The organism is Bradyrhizobium sp. 21, assembly GCF_023073335.1.
Classification (GTDB): domain Bacteria; phylum Pseudomonadota; class Alphaproteobacteria; order Rhizobiales; family Xanthobacteraceae; genus Bradyrhizobium.
In genome coordinates, this window is record NZ_JADPJG010000005.1 from 14,542 (window position 1) to 30,337 (window position 15,796).

Sequence of the window (15,796 nt, forward strand, 5' to 3'; positions counted from 1 at the left end):
GCTCGTTACCTCTCGGGGGTGGACATGCGGCGGCGCGAGCTTCTTGCTATACTGGGGACGACGGTAGCCTTACCTATTGTGGCGCGCGCCCAACCGGACTTGCCCATCGTCGCCGTGCTGGTGCCGGGACCTGCGAAGAACGCCGAAGATCGGATTGTGGCTATCCGTCAGGGCATGCGGGAGGCTGGCCTTACCGAGGGCATCAACTTCAACTTTGCTTGGCGCTACGCGGATGGTGTATTCGACCGGTTGCCCGCCCTTGCGCTTGAACTCGCTGCTCTTAGACCGCGCGTCATCATTGCTTCGGCTGCCGCCGCGCCGGTCGCGCACAGGGTGCTGCCCGACCTGCCCTTGGTCTTCACATCCTATGCCGCCGATCCCATCAAAGCAGGATTCGCGGAAAGCTATGTGCACCCGGGCGGCCATGCGACCGGCAATGTGATGAGTGCGGTTGGCGGCGAGCAGGCACTTACTGGCAAGCGCTTCAACCTGTTCAAGGAGCTGGTGCCGGACCTGAAGGCGCTCGGTTTTATCGGTTCGTCGTCTCTTCTAGCCGCGATCGAGCTGAACGCATTGCAAAGCGTCGCTGGTCAATTCGGCTTTTCAGTTGTTCGACATGAAGTTCGTGGGCTCGATGACGTCGAGGCCGCGGTCTTGGCGAGCATCCGAGATGGCGTTGATGCCCTTTATGTGTCCGGCGAGCCGCTGCTCTACAACAACATGCGCCGCATCTTGCCCCTGGTGATGGCGCCGGGGAGACCGACGGTCGGCACTTATCCGGAGTGGGGCCGCGCCGGGCTTCTCATGTCCTATTCGGCCGATCTGATCGACGACTTCCGCCGGGCCGGCATCTATGCTGCAAAGATCCTCGGCGGCGAAAAGCCTGCGAATCTGCCGATCGAGCAGGCCAGCAAGTTTGTGCTCGTTCTCAATCTCAAGACGGCCAAGGCTCTGGGCGTCACGGCGCCGGCCCGCCTCCTGGCGGTGGCCGACGAGGTGATCGAATCATGAAGGCACGGCCCTCCGTTGCCCGAGACATGATAGCCTCCTACACGCCGTGGCGTTGCCCGTCGGGCAAAACACCCAGCCGTCGGTCAATCCGTATCGCAAAAAATATTCCACTTTACCGAATTTCGGAAACGGCGTATGTATCGCGGCAACCCGGCCCAAGGAAGAGGGGCGTATCGCGATCGTCACGAACGCGGGCCGGGCGGTGGCGGACGTGGGTCACATCGGCGCGAAGGGGTTCGCAGGGCGGGCAACCGTGAGCGAAGGCCTCGCGCACACGACCGGTGTGATCGGCGTACGGCAAAATCGTGTGGTCCTGGCGCCCGGGGTCTGTGCGCCAAGTCTTGTGGTGATGTGTGCTGTCCAACCGGACCGCGCGCATCAGTCATCGGCAAGGCGACGGGGGCAATAGTGCATCGCTCCCCGGGGAGAGCGCGACATAAGTCGTCAAACCGCTGCGCAGGGAAAGGCCGGATGTTTTGGCTTCACCTGTATGCCGCTGTGCAGATTTTCGTACCACAACTTCGCACAGTGGACCGTGGGTGCCAGCCGGCACCCGGCCTTCCCTGCGCCCTCTTTCATTCGAGGGTGAGCCGACGAAGCAAAGCTCGGGCGAAACCAGCCGCGAGTATGCGAAGGCGTGTCCGCGATGATTGCAAATGATAAAGGTCGTAGGATGGGTAGGGCGCAGCGAAATCCATCATGCGTGGACGCGGAAGGACCTCCCGATGGGTTTCGCTGCGCTCTACCCATCCTACCGCCCCGTCATTGAGACGACCCAGACGTGAGAAAGCGCCCGTGGGGGGCGGGCGCTTTCTGTAGTCGACTTGGGGTTGGGGTCGTCTACATATCCACGTGGCGACTTTGGGGGGCTGGTAAAGAGCCGCGTGAATTCCTGAAACTCATGTCTCCCTAGCGAACGAGCGAAACGCTCGAGCTGGTGATAGCAACCGGCTTGCCGGCCTTCATGACGCGAGCGGTCTGGGTCAGGCCTTCATCCGAACCCGTGCGTGCCGTGATGCCGAAGCCTGCCACCGCGATCCCTGCAACGAGGGCCACGACCACGATCTTGAGGTGGGTCGAGCGGTCTGCGCTGTAAATCGAGTGGTTCATGGAAGGCTCCTGCCGCCATCTACCCGAAGTAGTCGCCTGCGTGTTTGGGCAGGTTCATGCTTCCGGTGCCCAACAACCTAGTATTGGGGGGATTCGTTCCCAAGAGACGATCACAAGAGCGTGAAATGACGTGAGAAGTCGCGATCTGAAACGACCTTCGATCGTGCGATTTCGTAATCATTTCAAAGCAGTAATGGGCTTTCAAGGCGCCTTATCGGCCTTCCCTCGACAAGGCGCCAAAAACTTAAAAACCATTTGCATGTGGCCGAAAAACACACGGCTTCTTAAGGCAAATCAGATGCTTCCGACCGTTTTCAATCTCGCTCTCGGGTGGATTTCAGCCTGCGACAGCACGGTCGTCTGGGCCCGGAACCGCTCGACCAGGGAACGGACGAAAGGACGAATTGCCGCAGAGGTGACCAGCACCGGGGCCTCGCCTTCGCGCGCGGCGCGCTCGAACGCCTCCCGCACACCGGTCATGAACTCCGACAATTTGGAGGGCTGCATGGCCAGGCTGCGCTCCTCGCCCTGGCCGATAATGGATTCGGCAAAAGCTTGTTCCCAACGCGCCGACAGCGCGATCAGCGGCAGATAGCCGTTGTAGGAGGTGTTCTGCGCGCAGATCTGCCGCGCCAGGCGGGCACGGACATGCTCGACCATGGTGGCCGGATTGCGCGAGAAGGCGAGCGAGTCGGCGATGCCTTCGAGGATGGTGGAGAGATCGCGGATCGAGATGCGCTCGGCGAGCAGGAGTTGCAGCACGCGCTGGATGCCGGAAACCGTGACCTGTCCGGGCACGATGTCCTTGACCAGTTCGCCCTGCTCCTTCGGCAGCTCCTTGAGCAGCTTCTGCACCTCGCCATAAGAGAGCAGGTCCGACATGTTGGCCTTGAGCAGCTCGGTGAGGTGGGTGGAGAGCACGGTCGCGGCGTCGACGACGGTGTAGCCCTTGAGCGAGGCCTCCTCCTTGAGGCTGGCATCGACCCAGGTCGCGGGCAGGCCGAAGGTCGGCTCGGTGGTGTGGATGCCGGGAACCTGCACTTGGCTACCGCCGGGGTCCATGACCATGAACTGGTTCGGCCAGATCTTGCCGGTGCCGGCGTCGACCTCCTTGATCTTGATGATGTAGGTGTTGGCCTCGAGCTGGACGTTGTCGAGGATGCGCACGGCGGGCATCACAAAGCCCATCTCGATCGCGAGCGAGCGGCGCAGCGCCTTGATCTGCTCGGTGAGGCGGTCGGTGCCGTCCGGCCCATTGACCAGCGGCAGCAGGGCATAACCGAGCTCGATCTTGAGATCGTCGATCTTGAGTGCGGACGAAATCGGCTCCTCGGCCGCAGCAGTGCCCGGCGCACCCGGCGTGCCCGGAGCGGGCGCGGCCTTGGCGATTTCCTCGGCCCTGGCCGTCTTGCGGTTGCGGTTGCGGGCGTGCCAGGCGAGCGCGCCGGCACCGGCGCCAAGCGCCAGGAAGGGGATAGTCGGAATGCCCGGCAGGGCCGCCAGCACCAGCATCACTGCTGAGGACATGGCGAGCGCCTGCGGATAGCCGGAGAACTGCTTCATCAGCGCCTTGTCGGCGGCGCCGGATACGCCGGCCTTGGAGACGAGCAGGCCGGCCGCGGTCGAGACGATCAGCGCCGGCACCTGGGTGACGAGGCCGTCACCGACGGTCAGCAGCGTGTAGCTGCGGCCGGCGTCGGCGAAGGACAGGCCCTGCTGCGCCACGCCAATGATCATGCCGCCGACGACGTTGATGAAGACGATCAGGAGGCCGGCGATGGCATCGCCGCGCACGAATTTGGAGGCACCGTCCATGGCGCCGAAGAAGCCGCTCTCGTCCTCCAGCTCCTTGCGCCGGTGCTTGGCGACCTTCTCGTCGATCAGGCCGGCGGAGAGATCGGCGTCAATCGCCATCTGCTTGCCAGGCATGGCGTCGAGGTGGAAGCGCGCCGCGACTTCCGCGATACGGCCCGAACCCTTGGTGATGACGACGAAATTGACGATGATCAGGATGGCGAAGACGATGATGCCGATGACGAAATTGCCGCCCATCACGAAGCTGCCGAAGGCCTCGATGACGTGACCGGCGGCATCCGTGCCCTCATGCCCGTGCGACAGGATCAGGCGGGTCGAGGCCATGTTGAGCGACAGCCGCAACATGGTCGAGATCAGCAGGACGGTCGGGAAGGCGGAGAATTCCAGCGGCGTCTGGATGAACAGCGACGTCATCAGGATCAGGATCGAGAGCGTGATCGAGATCGCCAGGAACAGGTCCAGCACGATCGCGGGCAGCGGCAGGATCAGCACCACCAGGATGGTGAGGACGCCCAGCGCCAGCGCGATGTCGCCGCGCTTGAGGATGTTGACGATCTCGGAGAGGGTGGGGAAGCCGGCGTTCGTGCCGCCTGTGCCCTGTCCCGCGGTGACGTCGACCATGGTAGCTGTCCCCCCGCGTGACTTCCGCCCACGCGCGCCTAACGTCTGCGCGGCGGCCGGAGGGCCGCCGTTCCGAAAGTGAGGCACCGCACTGGCGTCCACGGGAGCTCCCGTTCTACGCGGTTGACGACACTCGACTCCACTGGGCAATTCTTGCCGGGTGTATGGTTAGCAAAGGGTTAACGGAGGGGTGGGGAAGGGACGAATCAGGCCCTTTCAGCCGTGATTCCGGGCTCGCGCCAGAGGCGCGCCCCGGAATGACGATGGTTGAGATGCCGACGGCCCTACTTCGCCTTCTCCATCTTCGTCACCGTGTACCCCGACGTTGCTTCCTCGGCCTCGAAGGTCACCTTGTCGCCGACCTTCACCTGCTTGAGCAAAGCGGGGTCCTTGACGCGGTAGACCATGGTCATGGGCTCGTCCATGCCGAGGCCCTTGGCGGGACCGTGCTTCAGCGTGATCTTGCCGGCGCTCTCGTCGATCTTCTTGACCTCGCCGCTGATCGGGGCGCTCTGCGCCGCGGCAGCACCGAGCGTCAGGCCGAGCGTCAGCGCGAGTGCTGCGGCGATGCGGGTGATCGATTTCATGGCTCTCTCCATTGCTTCAGTTCACGGTGACGTGCCCGACCATGCCGTAGTCGCGATGGCCGGGGATCAGGCAGGAAAATTCGAACGTGCCGGCCTTGGTGAACTTCCAGAGGATCTCGGCGGTCTTGCTCGGCGCGAGCCTGACCCCGTTGGGATCGTCGTGCTCCATGTGCGGATGCTTCTTCATCACCTCGGCATGCGCCAGATTCTCCTTGGTGGTGGCGAGCAGGAATTCATGGTCCTCCTTGCCGACATTGCGCAGCACGAAGCGGATCTGCTCGCCGCGTTTGACCTCGATTCTGGCGGGGGCGTAGTCCATCTCGTTCATCAGGATCTCGATGGTGCGCGCGGGCTGCTTGGGATTGCCGGGCTCGCCGGCCGAAAAGCTTCCGTGCTCGTGCTGCTCGTGAGCAAAAGCCGGCGCGATTGAAAGCGCAGCCAGCGCGAGTGCGAGTTTGATCGTCTTCATCTTCTTGTTCTCCAGTTGGTGGTTCATCGAAACGCTCACATCTTCATCTTGTGCGAGGGCGTGCCGGGCTGCCGTGCCGGCGCGGCCTCGGGTGCCTCGATCTCATAGGCCACGGTACCTTGCGGGAATTTGTAGGGGCCGGGATCGCGGTAATCGTCGCGCGCGAGGTCCTCGCGGATCTTCATCACCGTGAACATGCCGCCCATCTCGATCGGGCCGAATTGACCGGTGCCGGTCATCATCGGCAGCGTGTTGTCGGGCGCAGGCATCTCCATGTTGCCCATCGCCATCCCGGTCGAGCCCATTGCCATGCTGTCAGGCGCGAGCTTGCCGACGGCCTTGGCGAGATCCTTGCGCGACACGCCGATCAAATTGCGCATGTCGTGTCCCATCGCGTTCATGGTGTGGTGCGATTTGTGGCAGTGGAACGCCCAGTCCCCGGGATTGTCGGCGAGCACGTCGAACACCCTGACCGCACCGACCGGCACGTCCGTCGTCGTCTCCGGATATTGCGCGCTCTCCGGAATCCAGCCGCCATCAGTGCAGGTCACCGCAAAACTGTGGCCGTGCAGATGGATCGGATGGTTGGTCATGCTGAGATTGCCGATGCGCACGCGCACCTTGTCGCCAAGCCTGACCGGCATCGGATCGATGCCTGGAAACACCCGCGCGTTCCAGGTCCACATGTTGAAGTCGGTCATCTCGTTGACCTGCGGCAGATAGGTACCGGGGTCGACGCGATAGGTGCTCATCACGAAGACGAAGTCGCGATCGACCGGACGAAAGCTCGGGTCGCGCGGATGCACGACGACCATGCCCATCATGCCCATTGCCATCTGTACCATCTCGTCGGAGTGCGGGTGGTACATGAAGGTCCCGCTCTTCTTCATCTCGAACTCGTAGACGAAGGTTTTTCCGGGCTGAATGTGCGGCTGGGTCAGCCCGCCGACGCCGTCCATGCCGCTGGGAATGATCATGCCGTGCCAGTGCACTGTGGTGTACTCGGGCAGTCTGTTGGTGACGAAGATGCGGACCTTGTCACCCTCGACGGCCTCGATCGTCGGGCCCGGTGACTGACCGTTGTAGCCCCACAGGTTCACCTTCATGCCTTCGGCGAACTCGCGCACAACAGGTTCGGCGACGAGATGGAATTCCTTCCAGTCGCCGTTCATCCGGAATGGCAGCGACCAGCCGTTCAGCGTGACCACCGGGCGGTAGTCCGGCCCGCTGATGGGGTGCAACAGCGGCTGCATCACCACCTTGTCCATATGCGCAGCTTCCGGAATCGCGGCGGCCTGAACGCGGCCGCTGACGACGGATGCACTGGCAAGCGCGGCGGTGCCCAAAAATCCTCGGCGGGAATACATGCTGGCCTCCATCTCAGTGGCCGCCATCGGCAGGCGCTGCCGCGGCGATGTCGGTTGAATTGTCGCTGTTACCCGCGGGCGCGCCGCCGCCATTGACGGCGGTCTGCAAGTCGGACTGCGCAAGGAAGAACCTTTGCCTGGCATCGGTGGCGCTGCGCAGCGACGCCAGGCGCTGCCGCGCTTCGGTGAGCAGCGCGAAGATATCGACCTGCATGCTGGTGAAGCGGAGCTGCATCTCCTCCGTGATGATCTTGCGCAGCGGCAGGATCTCGCGCTGGTAGTGGCTCGCGATGTCGTAGCTGGAGCGATAGACGCGATAAGCATCGCGGGCTTCGGAGCGCACATTGACGGCGCGCTCGGTCAGGCGGTTGAAGGCCTGGTTGTAGGTCTCCGCCGCCTGCCGCACCCGCACCTCGCCGCCGTCGAAGATCGGGATCTGGAACTGGACGTCAAAACCGCGTTCGCGGAATGGTGCGCCCTCCGGGTCCCGGGTGCGGCGGGAGATTCCGGCGAGATCGAGCAGGGTCACGAAGCGCGTCGCCTCGGTCAGGTTCAGCGATTTCGCCAGCGCCGTCAGCTCCAGCCGCGCGATCTGCAAGTCGATGCGATGGGCGACTGCGTCGGCTTCGATCGAGGGCAATGCCAGCGGCCGACGCGGCAGCGGCGGCATTTGACTGGGCAGGCGGAAGTCGAGGCCGCCGTCCCACAATCCCATCAGGCGCGCCAGTCTTTCGCGTGCGCTCGTTGCCGTCTGCCGCGCGGTTGCGAGGTCGGCGGTGGTTTCAGCGTAAAACACCTGTTCGCGAGCCTGATCGAGTTTGTTGATCGAACCGGTTTCGCCGAGCTTGACTGCGAGCTGGGCGGTCGATTCCGCCGTGGCCTTTGCGTCGGTCAGCAGCACCACCATCTCGTTGCCGGCGACGGCGCCGACATAGGCGCGGCGCGCGTCAGCGGCGAGCCGCAGCGTCGCCAGCGCCGCACGCAATTGGGCCTGACGGAAGCGTTCGCGGGCGATGTCGGACCGGAACGGCAGCGTGGCCAGCGCGAGGATGTCGCCGACCACCTGGCGCTCGATCTCGCTGGCGCCATTGCCCGAGATCCGCGAGATCGAGAACACGGGATTGGGCGGCAGGTTCTGCTCCACCAGTTCGGTCTCGGCCAGCGCCAGCTCGTTATAGGCGGCTTGCAGGCCCTTGTTGTTGAGCAACGCGACCTGCACGGCGCTCTCGGTGGTCAGCGTGTGCGCCAGCAACCGGCTGACGGTCGCGTTGACCGCCTCCGCTCCCTCTGCCGATCGAACGAACGCGACGTCCTTTTTGATGGTCTCGCGGGTGAGGTCCGAGACCGTGGTCATGCCTCCGTCCGGGGAGAATGCCATGCAGCCGGCAAGACTCACTGCTGTGAGCCCGAACGCAGTGAGCACGAGCAGGCTCCGCGCAAAATGGTGTGCCATGGCGCGCTCCTACCGGTCTTGCTTCGGCTGCGGCGTGACGGCGTCGTTGCGGTCGCGCCATGGTGCCGGCGTCGCCGGCCGCAGGCCGGTGTATGGCGCGATCGTCGAGCGATAGCCGGCAGGCGCAACCTTCGCCGCGGGGTCAGCAGGGTCGGCGATGGCGACTTGGGTCGTCGCCGGCATGCAGCCGGACAACGCCAGCGCAATCACGGCCAGCAGCGGCCAATAGAATCGAACGTGTCGTCCACGCGCCGCGGATGCGACGGCGGACTCCGCCCCGGAAATCGTAAGCATGAGTCATCCCTGATCTGTCGTAGGACCACAGGTTCGCGCGCGCGGATGCGCGTGCGGCCTGACGTCGGTCAGATCAGGCGATGGGGGGACGGTAGCGCTGGGGCGGCGCGGCGCTATGCAGGCTGGCCACGATCTCGGGCGTGCAGATCGACATCGGCCGCACCGGTGTGGTCAAGCCGGGCAGATCGGCAGGCAGCGCGCTCACGCACATCATCGCGCAGCACGGGCCCACTGTTCCCTTGCCGTCATGATGATGCGGAGCGGGAGCGTCCTGTGCGGCGGTCTGGTGATGCGTATGCGGTCCGGCGTGGTCATGCGAAGCGCCATCATGAACGTGGCCGGCCTGCATCTGGTGATGCACGGGCACAAGGTTGGCGAGAAGCGCATCGTCAAGGCACGGTGCTGGACCATTGTCCCAGGCGAGGCTTGCTGCGGGCGCGAGCACGCAGAACAGATAGGCGAGGGCAACGAGGCGCCCCACCCTGATCCGCATCGATCGTGTCAATCGCAGCAACATTCCGTCGACATACGCTCCGCGCGGCAATGTTGCTCACGCTCATCTGCAAAATAATGGCAAAACGCGCGTCCGCCAAGCTCCTTCTTACCGCAGTGCACCGCGCATGCCCAATATATCATCACGCTGCTTGACCATATGACGGTCTGCGACGATGGTCCGGCCGTGCACGCACCAAATCATCCAGGACAAACACCCGAGACATTCACCCCTGATTCGCGTCAGGCCTGGATGCGCCTCGCCATTGCGCTGCTGATCGGCTCGATCGGCGGCGTCGGCATGTGGGCCATCGTGGTCATGATTCCCGCGGTGCAGGCTGAATTTGCCGCCACGCGCGGCGCGGTGTCGCTGGCTTTCACCCTGATGATGTTCGGCTTCGGGCTAGGCGGCGTGATCGCCGGCAGGATCACCGACCGGTTCGGCATCGTGGCGGCGATGGCGATCAGCATCGCCTTCCTCGGCGTCGCCAATGTGCTGGCGGGTCTGTCGACTCAGCTCTGGCAGTTCGTGGCGGCGTATTTCCTGATCGGGCTCGGGACGTCCGCAACCTTCGCGCCGCTGATGGCGGAGGCTTCGCACTGGTTCGAGCGTTATCGCGGCCTGGCCGTGACCATCGTCGCGAGCGGCAATTATGTTGCCGGCACGATGTGGCCACCGATCGTGAATGGGGGCATGCAGACGATCGGCTGGCGCTACACGCACATCGGCATCGGCCTCGTCTGTGTGAGCCTGATGACCATCCTGGTGCTGGTCCTGCGCACGCAGATGGGCGACGACAAGGTCCGCAATCATGCCAATGCGCCGCCGCCGCGGGTCGATCTCAAGCTCTCGACCAACACGCTGACGGTGCTGCTCTCGATCGCCAGCATCTCCTGCTGCGTGGCGATGGCGATGCCGCAGGTGCATATCGTCGCCTATTGCGGCGATCTCGGCTACGGCGTGGCACGCGGCGCCGAGATGCTGTCGTTGATGATGGCCTGTGGCATCGTCAGCCGGATCGGCTCGGGCTTCCTTGCCGACAAGATCGGCGGCATCCCCACATTGCTGATCGGGGCATTGGCGCAAGGTTTTGCGCTGGTGTTCTATTTGTTCTTCGACAGCCTCGCCTCTCTCTACCTGATCTCCGCGATGTTCGGCCTGTTCCAGGGCGGCATCGTGCCGAGCTACGCCATCATCGTGCGCGAGGCGATGCCGGCGAGCGAAGCCGCAACCCGCGTCGGCATCGTGATCTTCGCCTCCGTGCTCGGCATGTCCTTCGGCGGCTGGGTGTCGGGCGTCATCTTCGACGCAACCGGGTCGTATGCCGCGGCGTTCGCGAACGGCGTGGCCTGGAACGCGCTCAATATCGGCATCGTTCTGACATTGCTGATCCGCTCGCGGACGAACGCGGCCGGCACGAGACCGGGTTTTGCGACCTAAACCTCCCGCCCGGCCTTCAACAGCGAGCAGCCAGTGATCTTGTAGCTGCCGTCGCCCTGCTGTTCGAGCGTGTAGAGCGCCTCCCAGGCCTCCCCATTGGCATCGACGATGTGAACGCGCTGGGAAATCGAAGTGCCTTCGCTTTTGCTGTCGCCGAACTCAAAGCTCTTGTGCCGGTAAACCGGCGCGTAGCCGTTCTGCACCATGGACATGAAGATGTCGGGCGCGGGGAATAACTCCCTGATTGCCGGGGCGGCGTGGGAATAGGCCGCCGCCGCATCGTCGCGGACGAAGGCCTGCTCCTGGGCGCGGATCACGCCTTGGGCGGCGGTGACGTTGTCGGCGAACACTGCGATAGGGCTGAAGGCGACACTGAGAAAGACGAGCAAGGCGGCAATGCGCATGGCGGGCTCCGCGTTGATATCCCGGCGGCGCCGATCCTAGCACATTTGCGCGGCTATCGCTTCCGTTTCGTCGCCGGCTTCGTCGCTCTGGCAGCGTGCGCGTTGGCCTTCGCGACCGGCCGCACTCGCAGCCCATCCACGAACACGTCGAGCATCCGCAGCACGGAGGATTGCCAGCCGGGCTGGTCGTGCATGTAGCACATGCCGAAGAACGCGCGCAGCAAGTCCTCGGGACTGACGTCCGCCCGCATCGCACCGGCCGCGGCTGCGCGCTCGAGAAGCGAGCCGATCGCCTTGGTCAGGCGCTCAAAGGAAAAGGCATGCAACTCCGACCCGCTCTGCACCGCGAGTGCCAAGGCTGCCACCATGCCCTTCTTGGTGGCAACGAATTCGACCCCTGAGTGCAGCCAGCGCCTGAGCGCGTCGACCGGGTCCTTCGCATTCTTCAACTGCTCGGCGAACTCGCTGAGCTGCTCGACCTCGCGCCGGTACACCGCCTCGAACAAATCCTCGCGCGTCGGGAAATGCCGATAGAGCGTGCCGATGCCGACGCCGGCGCGTTTTGCGACGGCTTCCAGGCTCGCGTCCGGTCCACCCGCGTTGAACACGGCCTTGGCCGCCTCCAGCACGCGCTCGCGATTGCGCACGGCGTCGGCGCGGGGCTTCCGGGTCTGGTCGGTGTGCTCGTCCATGCCGGCAATGTAGATCACGAATTGGTTAGATTGAACCCTTGTGAGGCTGCATCGCGTTGATGCGCACGGGCTTTTGACGAATTCCAAATACTTGCCGCCGGCCCTTGTTAAACGGAGGGTGCCTCCGTATCTTCGCTGGTGTCGGCTCGGGGCCACGTCCGGGCGGCGCGATAGCGACGGCGGCCACGGCGGTGGCACGCTGCGCGACGACCCATGTCCATATCTGATCGGAGCCTTGTATGAACCACTCCATCAGCCTCACCGTGAACGGTGCGCGGCGCGACTTCGTCCTCGACGATCCGCGCGTCACGCTGCTCGATCTGCTGCGTGAGCGCCTCCATCTCACCGGAACCAAGAAGGGATGCGACCGCGGCCAGTGCGGCGCCTGCACCATTTTGGTCGACGGCAAGCGCATCAACTCCTGCCTCGCGCTCGCCATCAGCCATGATGGCGCCGACATCCTCACCATCGAAGGCGTCGCGCGCGGCGACCAGCTTCATCCCGTGCAGGCCGCCTTCATCGCCCATGACGGCTTCCAGTGCGGCTTCTGCACGCCCGGCCAGATCATGAGCGCGATCGGCATGATGCACGAGGCCCAGGCCGGCAACGATCCCGAGCGCATCCGCGAATGCATGAGCGGCAATCTGTGCCGCTGCGGCGCCTACGCCGGCATCGTCGATGCCGTGCTCGACGCGCAGGCCGGCATGGACGAATCCAATCAGAGGCGCTCCGCATGAAACTATTCGACTACGTCAGGCCCGCCACGGTCGCCGAGGCGATCGCGGCCGCCGCGCAGCCGGGTGCGACCTATCTCGCTGCGGGCACCAATCTGCTCGATCTGATGAAAGGCGGTGTCAGCCGTCCGGACCGTCTGGTCGACGTCACGCATCTCGAGGGGCTCGACCAGATCGAGCGCCTCGCCGATGGTGGTGTGCGCATCGGCGCACTGGTGAGCAACGCCGATCTTGCGCATGACGCCGACTTTGCAAGTTCCTATCCGGCCGTCGCTGAAGCGCTGCTCTCCGGCGCATCCGCGCAACTGCGCAATGCCGCGACCGTCGGCGGCAATCTGCTGCAACGGACGCGCTGTGCGTATTTCTACGACACGGCCAGCCGTTGCAACAAGCGCGAGGCCGGCAGCGGCTGTGACGCGATCGGCGGCGAGAACCGCACCCACGCCGTGCTCGGCTGGAGCGAAAACTGCATCGCGACGCACCCCTCAGACTTCTGCGTGCCGTTGGTTGCGCTCGACGCCGTTGTCGAGTTCGAGGGCAGGAACGGCCGCCGCGAGATCGCGCTCGACGAACTGCATCGCCTTCCGGGCAATACACCCGAGCGTGACTCCGCACTCGAACCCGGCGACCTCATCGTCGCGCTGCGTCTGCCGCCCGTCGCACGCGGCTTCGCCGCGCATGCGCGGTATCTCAAGGTCCGCGAGCGCACCTCCTACGCCTTCGCAGTCGTATCGGCCGCCGCTGCGCTGCGGATCGAGAACGGCAAGATCGCGGAAGCCCGGCTTGCGCTTGGCGGTGTCGCCGCAAAGCCGTGGCGTGCCCGCGCCGCCGAAGATGTGCTCAAGGGCGTCACGCCAACAGCGGACGCATTCCAGGAAGCCGCCTGGCGCGCGCTCACTGACGCAAAGCCGTCCGGCGACAACGCCTTCAAGATCGAACTCGCGCGCCGCATCGTCGTGCGCGCGCTGACCCTTGCCGCGGCCGGGACGCCCGCGCGCATCCCCGCGCTGCCGGCCTCTCCCTTTGTTTCGACGTCTGGAGCCATCCATGCCTGAGCTGAATCTCACCAGCGCTCCCGCCCATCTTCGCCACGGTTCGAGCATCGGCCAGCCGCTGACCCGCCGCGATGGCATCCTCAAGGTCAAGGGGCAGGCGACCTACGCCGCCGACAATCATCCGCCGGGCATGCTGTTCGCGGTGATGGCGGTTTCCAGCATTGCGCACGGCCGGGTGACTTCGCTTGATGTCGCCGCTGCAAAACGCCATCCCGGCGTCGTCGACGTCATGACTCCCGATCACAAGCCGCAGCTCGCGATCGACCCCGAGATCAAGACCAGTCCCTTCGTATTCCGGATGGAGGTGTTGCAGAGCAAAGAGGTCCGCTACGCCAACCAGCCGATCGCCGTCGTGATCGCTGAGACGCTGGAAGCGGCGACCGAAGGCGCGGAGCTGCTGGCGCCGCGTTACGAGAAGCTGCCCGCGCTGGTCGGCCTGGATGCCGGCGAAAGTTTCGTGCCGCCGGTCGTCGGCGTCGGCAATCCGACGGAAAATCACCGCGGCGATGTCGAGGCTGGTCTTGCCTCGGCCGACAAGCAGATTGATGCGACTTATGAGACGCCGCCGCAATATCACAACGCGATGGAGCCGCATGCCATCGTCGCCGCTTGGAACGGCGATCATCTGCAAATCGACATGCCGACCCAGGGGCTCATGCTGTCGCTTGCGCGCGTGGCCGAGTTGTTCGGCATCGCGCATGACAAGATCCACATCCGGAGTCCCTTCCTGGGCGGCGGCTTCGGCTCCAAGGGGCTGATGGCCGGCCCCCCCGTCCTCGGCATCATGGCCGCAAAGCTGGTCGGCAAGCCGGTCAAGCTCGTGCTGCGCCGCGAGCAGATGTACGGCCCGGTCGGCCATCGCGCGCCGACTCGCCAGCGGCTGCGCATCGGCACCGACAACGAGGGACGTCTGACCGCGCTCGATCACCATGCGAGAACCGTGTCGAGCACGTTCGACGATTTTTACGAGCCCGCGGCCGACGCCTCGCATACGCTCTATGCCGCGCCCGCAATCCGCACCTCGCATGACGCGGTGCGCGTCAACACCGGCACGCCGCTGTTCATGCGCGCGCCCGGCGAGGCGACCGGCTCGATCGCGCTTGAAAGCGCGATCGACGAGATGGCCTGGGCCTGCGGTATCGATCCGCTGGCGTTCCGCCTGAAGAACTATGCCGAGGTCGAGCCGATCACGAGCAAGCCGTTCTCCTCGAAGGCGCTGCGGGCCTGCTACGAGCAGGGTGCGGCACGTTTCGGCTGGTCGAAGCGTTCGCTCCAGCCGCGACAGATGCGCGACGATGCCGGCCTCCTGGTCGGCTGGGGCATGGGCACGGCGACCTTCCCGGCGCTGATGTTCCAGGCCGAGGCGCGCGCGGTGCTCCGCCGCGACGGCTCCGGCGTCATGGAGATCGGCGCGCACGACATGGGGCAGGGCGCCTGGACGGCGCTGGCCCAGATCGCGGCCGATGAGCTCGGCCTCGATATCGACCGCGTCGCGTTCAAGGCGGGTTCATCCGATTTACCCGACGCCGGCATTGCCGGCGGCTCCGCGCACACGGCAACCGCAGGCGCTGCGATCCACAGCGCCGGTGCCGCCGTGATCGCCAAGCTCGCCGATCTCGCCACCAATGACGACCGCTCGCCGCTCTACGGCGCCGGCAATGCCGGCGTGATCGCGCGCGACGGCAGGTTGGTCCGCCGCGATGACGAGAGCCGCAGCGAGAGCTATGCCGAGATCCTTGCGCGCGCCGGCGTTGCCGAGGTCGAAGCCCGCGGCACTGGCGCGCCGAACCCTGCGGCGATGGAGGAGTATGCGATGCACGCCCACGGCGCGGTGTTCGCCGAAGTGAAGGTCGATCCCGAACTCGGCCAGATCCGCGTCACCCGCATGGTCGGCGCCTTCGCGGCGGGGCGTATCGTCAACCCGCGCATGGTGCAGAGCCAGCTGTTCGGCGGCATGATCTGGGGCCTGTCCTTTGCGCTGCATGAGGAAGCCATCACCGACCGCCGCACCGGCCGGATCATGAATGCCAATCTCGGCGAGTACCATATCCCGGTGAATGCCGACGTGCCGCCGCTCGACGTCATCACGGTCGACGAGCACGATCCGCACGTGAACGCGCTTGGCATCAAGGGCGTCGGCGAGATCGGCATCACCGGCAGTGCCGGTGCGGTTGCCAACGCGGTCTGGCACGCAACCGGCGTGCGCGTGCGTCGCTTTCCGATCAAGATCGAGGAACTGCTGACGTAACTC

Annotated in this window: 15 protein-coding genes; 5 read left to right on the top strand and 10 right to left on the bottom strand. The window is 64.9% G+C overall.

What is annotated here, in order from left to right; all coding sequences use genetic code 11:
• The first annotated feature begins 99 nt into the window (after positions 1 to 99).
• Complete coding sequence (locus IVB31_RS08980; RefSeq protein WP_247320934.1) at positions 100 to 1,011, top strand: ABC transporter substrate-binding protein; 912 nt, start codon at positions 100 to 102, stop codon at positions 1,009 to 1,011.
• Between the two features lie 909 nt (positions 1,012 to 1,920).
• Here IVB31_RS08980 and IVB31_RS08985 read toward each other — a convergent pair.
• The 8 genes from IVB31_RS08985 to IVB31_RS09020 all read right to left on the bottom strand — a co-directional run bounded on the left by IVB31_RS08985 (position 1,921) and on the right by IVB31_RS09020 (position 9,220).
• Positions 1,921 to 2,121 (bottom strand): hypothetical protein, encoded by a 201-nt coding sequence (locus tag IVB31_RS08985; protein ID WP_247320936.1) that lies wholly within the window; start codon positions 2,119 to 2,121, stop codon positions 1,921 to 1,923.
• A gap of 294 nt (positions 2,122 to 2,415) precedes the next feature.
• Entirely contained in the window at positions 2,416 to 4,557 is a 2,142-nt protein-coding gene (gene flhA / locus IVB31_RS08990) for a flagellar biosynthesis protein FlhA (protein WP_247320938.1), read from the bottom strand.
• Positions 4,558 to 4,841: 284 nt separating this feature from the next.
• Positions 4,842 to 5,144, bottom strand: a complete 303-nt coding sequence (locus tag IVB31_RS08995) for a copper-binding protein (protein ID WP_247320940.1) — start codon at positions 5,142 to 5,144, stop codon at positions 4,842 to 4,844.
• A 16-nt stretch (positions 5,145 to 5,160) separates the two neighbouring features.
• Positions 5,161 to 5,613: a cupredoxin family protein gene (locus IVB31_RS09000; protein ID WP_247321244.1), complete on the bottom strand. Its 453-nt coding sequence runs from the start codon at positions 5,611 to 5,613 to the stop codon at positions 5,161 to 5,163.
• Positions 5,614 to 5,648: 35 nt separating this feature from the next.
• Entirely contained in the window at positions 5,649 to 6,980 is a 1,332-nt protein-coding gene (locus IVB31_RS09005; protein WP_247320942.1) for a copper oxidase, read from the bottom strand.
• Positions 6,981 to 6,993: 13 nt separating this feature from the next.
• Positions 6,994 to 8,433, bottom strand: coding sequence for a TolC family protein (locus IVB31_RS09010; protein WP_247320944.1), 1,440 nt, complete (start codon positions 8,431 to 8,433; stop codon positions 6,994 to 6,996).
• A 9-nt stretch (positions 8,434 to 8,442) separates the two neighbouring features.
• On the bottom strand, positions 8,443 to 8,727 hold the full coding sequence (locus IVB31_RS09015) for a hypothetical protein (RefSeq protein WP_247320946.1): 285 nt from the start codon (positions 8,725 to 8,727) through the stop codon (positions 8,443 to 8,445).
• A gap of 73 nt (positions 8,728 to 8,800) precedes the next feature.
• Positions 8,801 to 9,220 (bottom strand): hypothetical protein, encoded by a 420-nt coding sequence (locus IVB31_RS09020; protein ID WP_247320948.1) that lies wholly within the window; start codon positions 9,218 to 9,220, stop codon positions 8,801 to 8,803.
• 252 nt (positions 9,221 to 9,472) lie between these two features.
• On the opposite strand from IVB31_RS09020, the gene IVB31_RS09025 reads away from it, so the two are divergent.
• Positions 9,473 to 10,660 (top strand): MFS transporter, encoded by a 1,188-nt coding sequence (locus tag IVB31_RS09025; protein WP_247320950.1) that lies wholly within the window; start codon positions 9,473 to 9,475, stop codon positions 10,658 to 10,660.
• Here the strand turns inward: IVB31_RS09025 and IVB31_RS09030 are convergent.
• On the bottom strand, positions 10,657 to 11,064 hold the full coding sequence (locus IVB31_RS09030) for a DUF4864 domain-containing protein (protein WP_247320952.1): 408 nt from the start codon (positions 11,062 to 11,064) through the stop codon (positions 10,657 to 10,659). The two genes, IVB31_RS09025 and IVB31_RS09030, sit on opposite strands and share 4 nt — an antisense overlap.
• A gap of 53 nt (positions 11,065 to 11,117) precedes the next feature.
• Positions 11,118 to 11,756: a TetR/AcrR family transcriptional regulator gene (locus IVB31_RS09035; protein WP_247321247.1), complete on the bottom strand. Its 639-nt coding sequence runs from the start codon at positions 11,754 to 11,756 to the stop codon at positions 11,118 to 11,120.
• A 239-nt stretch (positions 11,757 to 11,995) separates the two neighbouring features.
• Between IVB31_RS09035 and IVB31_RS09040 the strand changes: the two genes are divergently transcribed.
• From IVB31_RS09040 to IVB31_RS09050, 3 genes are read left to right on the top strand one after another with little or no spacing between them, the layout of a single operon-like run.
• Positions 11,996 to 12,493 carry a 2Fe-2S iron-sulfur cluster-binding protein gene (locus IVB31_RS09040; RefSeq protein ID WP_247320954.1) on the top strand — a complete coding sequence of 166 codons (498 nt, stop codon included), beginning with the start codon at positions 11,996 to 11,998 and terminating at the stop codon, positions 12,491 to 12,493.
• The gene (locus tag IVB31_RS09045) at positions 12,490 to 13,545 is read left to right on the top strand and encodes a xanthine dehydrogenase family protein subunit M (RefSeq protein ID WP_247320957.1); all 1,056 of its coding nucleotides are present in this window, start codon (positions 12,490 to 12,492) and stop codon (positions 13,543 to 13,545) included. The genes IVB31_RS09040 and IVB31_RS09045 overlap by 4 nt, the downstream gene beginning before the upstream one ends.
• Complete coding sequence (locus IVB31_RS09050) at positions 13,538 to 15,793, top strand: xanthine dehydrogenase family protein molybdopterin-binding subunit (protein WP_247320959.1); 2,256 nt, start codon at positions 13,538 to 13,540, stop codon at positions 15,791 to 15,793. The genes IVB31_RS09045 and IVB31_RS09050 overlap by 8 nt, the downstream gene beginning before the upstream one ends.
• The last annotated feature ends 3 nt before the right edge of the window (positions 15,794 to 15,796 follow it).

Coding starts and splice junctions, on each gene's coding strand:
- IVB31_RS09040 (WP_247320954.1), top strand. CDS start 11,996: ATGAACCACTCCATCAGCCTCACCGTGAACGGTGCGCGGCGCGACTTC.
- IVB31_RS09010 (WP_247320944.1), bottom strand. CDS start 8,433: ATGGCACACCATTTTGCGCGGAGCCTGCTCGTGCTCACTGCGTTCGGG.
- IVB31_RS09000 (WP_247321244.1), bottom strand. CDS start 5,613: ATGAAGACGATCAAACTCGCACTCGCGCTGGCTGCGCTTTCAATCGCG.
- IVB31_RS08995 (WP_247320940.1), bottom strand. CDS start 5,144: ATGAAATCGATCACCCGCATCGCCGCAGCACTCGCGCTGACGCTCGGC.
- IVB31_RS09020 (WP_247320948.1), bottom strand. CDS start 9,220: ATGCGGATCAGGGTGGGGCGCCTCGTTGCCCTCGCCTATCTGTTCTGC.
- IVB31_RS09050 (WP_247320959.1), top strand. CDS start 13,538: ATGCCTGAGCTGAATCTCACCAGCGCTCCCGCCCATCTTCGCCACGGT.
- IVB31_RS09030 (WP_247320952.1), bottom strand. CDS start 11,064: ATGCGCATTGCCGCCTTGCTCGTCTTTCTCAGTGTCGCCTTCAGCCCT.
- IVB31_RS09005 (WP_247320942.1), bottom strand. CDS start 6,980: ATGTATTCCCGCCGAGGATTTTTGGGCACCGCCGCGCTTGCCAGTGCA.
- IVB31_RS09015 (WP_247320946.1), bottom strand. CDS start 8,727: ATGCTTACGATTTCCGGGGCGGAGTCCGCCGTCGCATCCGCGGCGCGT.
- flhA (WP_247320938.1), bottom strand. CDS start 4,557: ATGGTCGACGTCACCGCGGGACAGGGCACAGGCGGCACGAACGCCGGC.
- IVB31_RS08985 (WP_247320936.1), bottom strand. CDS start 2,121: ATGAACCACTCGATTTACAGCGCAGACCGCTCGACCCACCTCAAGATC.
- IVB31_RS09025 (WP_247320950.1), top strand. CDS start 9,473: ATGCGCCTCGCCATTGCGCTGCTGATCGGCTCGATCGGCGGCGTCGGC.
- IVB31_RS09035 (WP_247321247.1), bottom strand. CDS start 11,756: ATGGACGAGCACACCGACCAGACCCGGAAGCCCCGCGCCGACGCCGTG.
- IVB31_RS09045 (WP_247320957.1), top strand. CDS start 12,490: ATGAAACTATTCGACTACGTCAGGCCCGCCACGGTCGCCGAGGCGATC.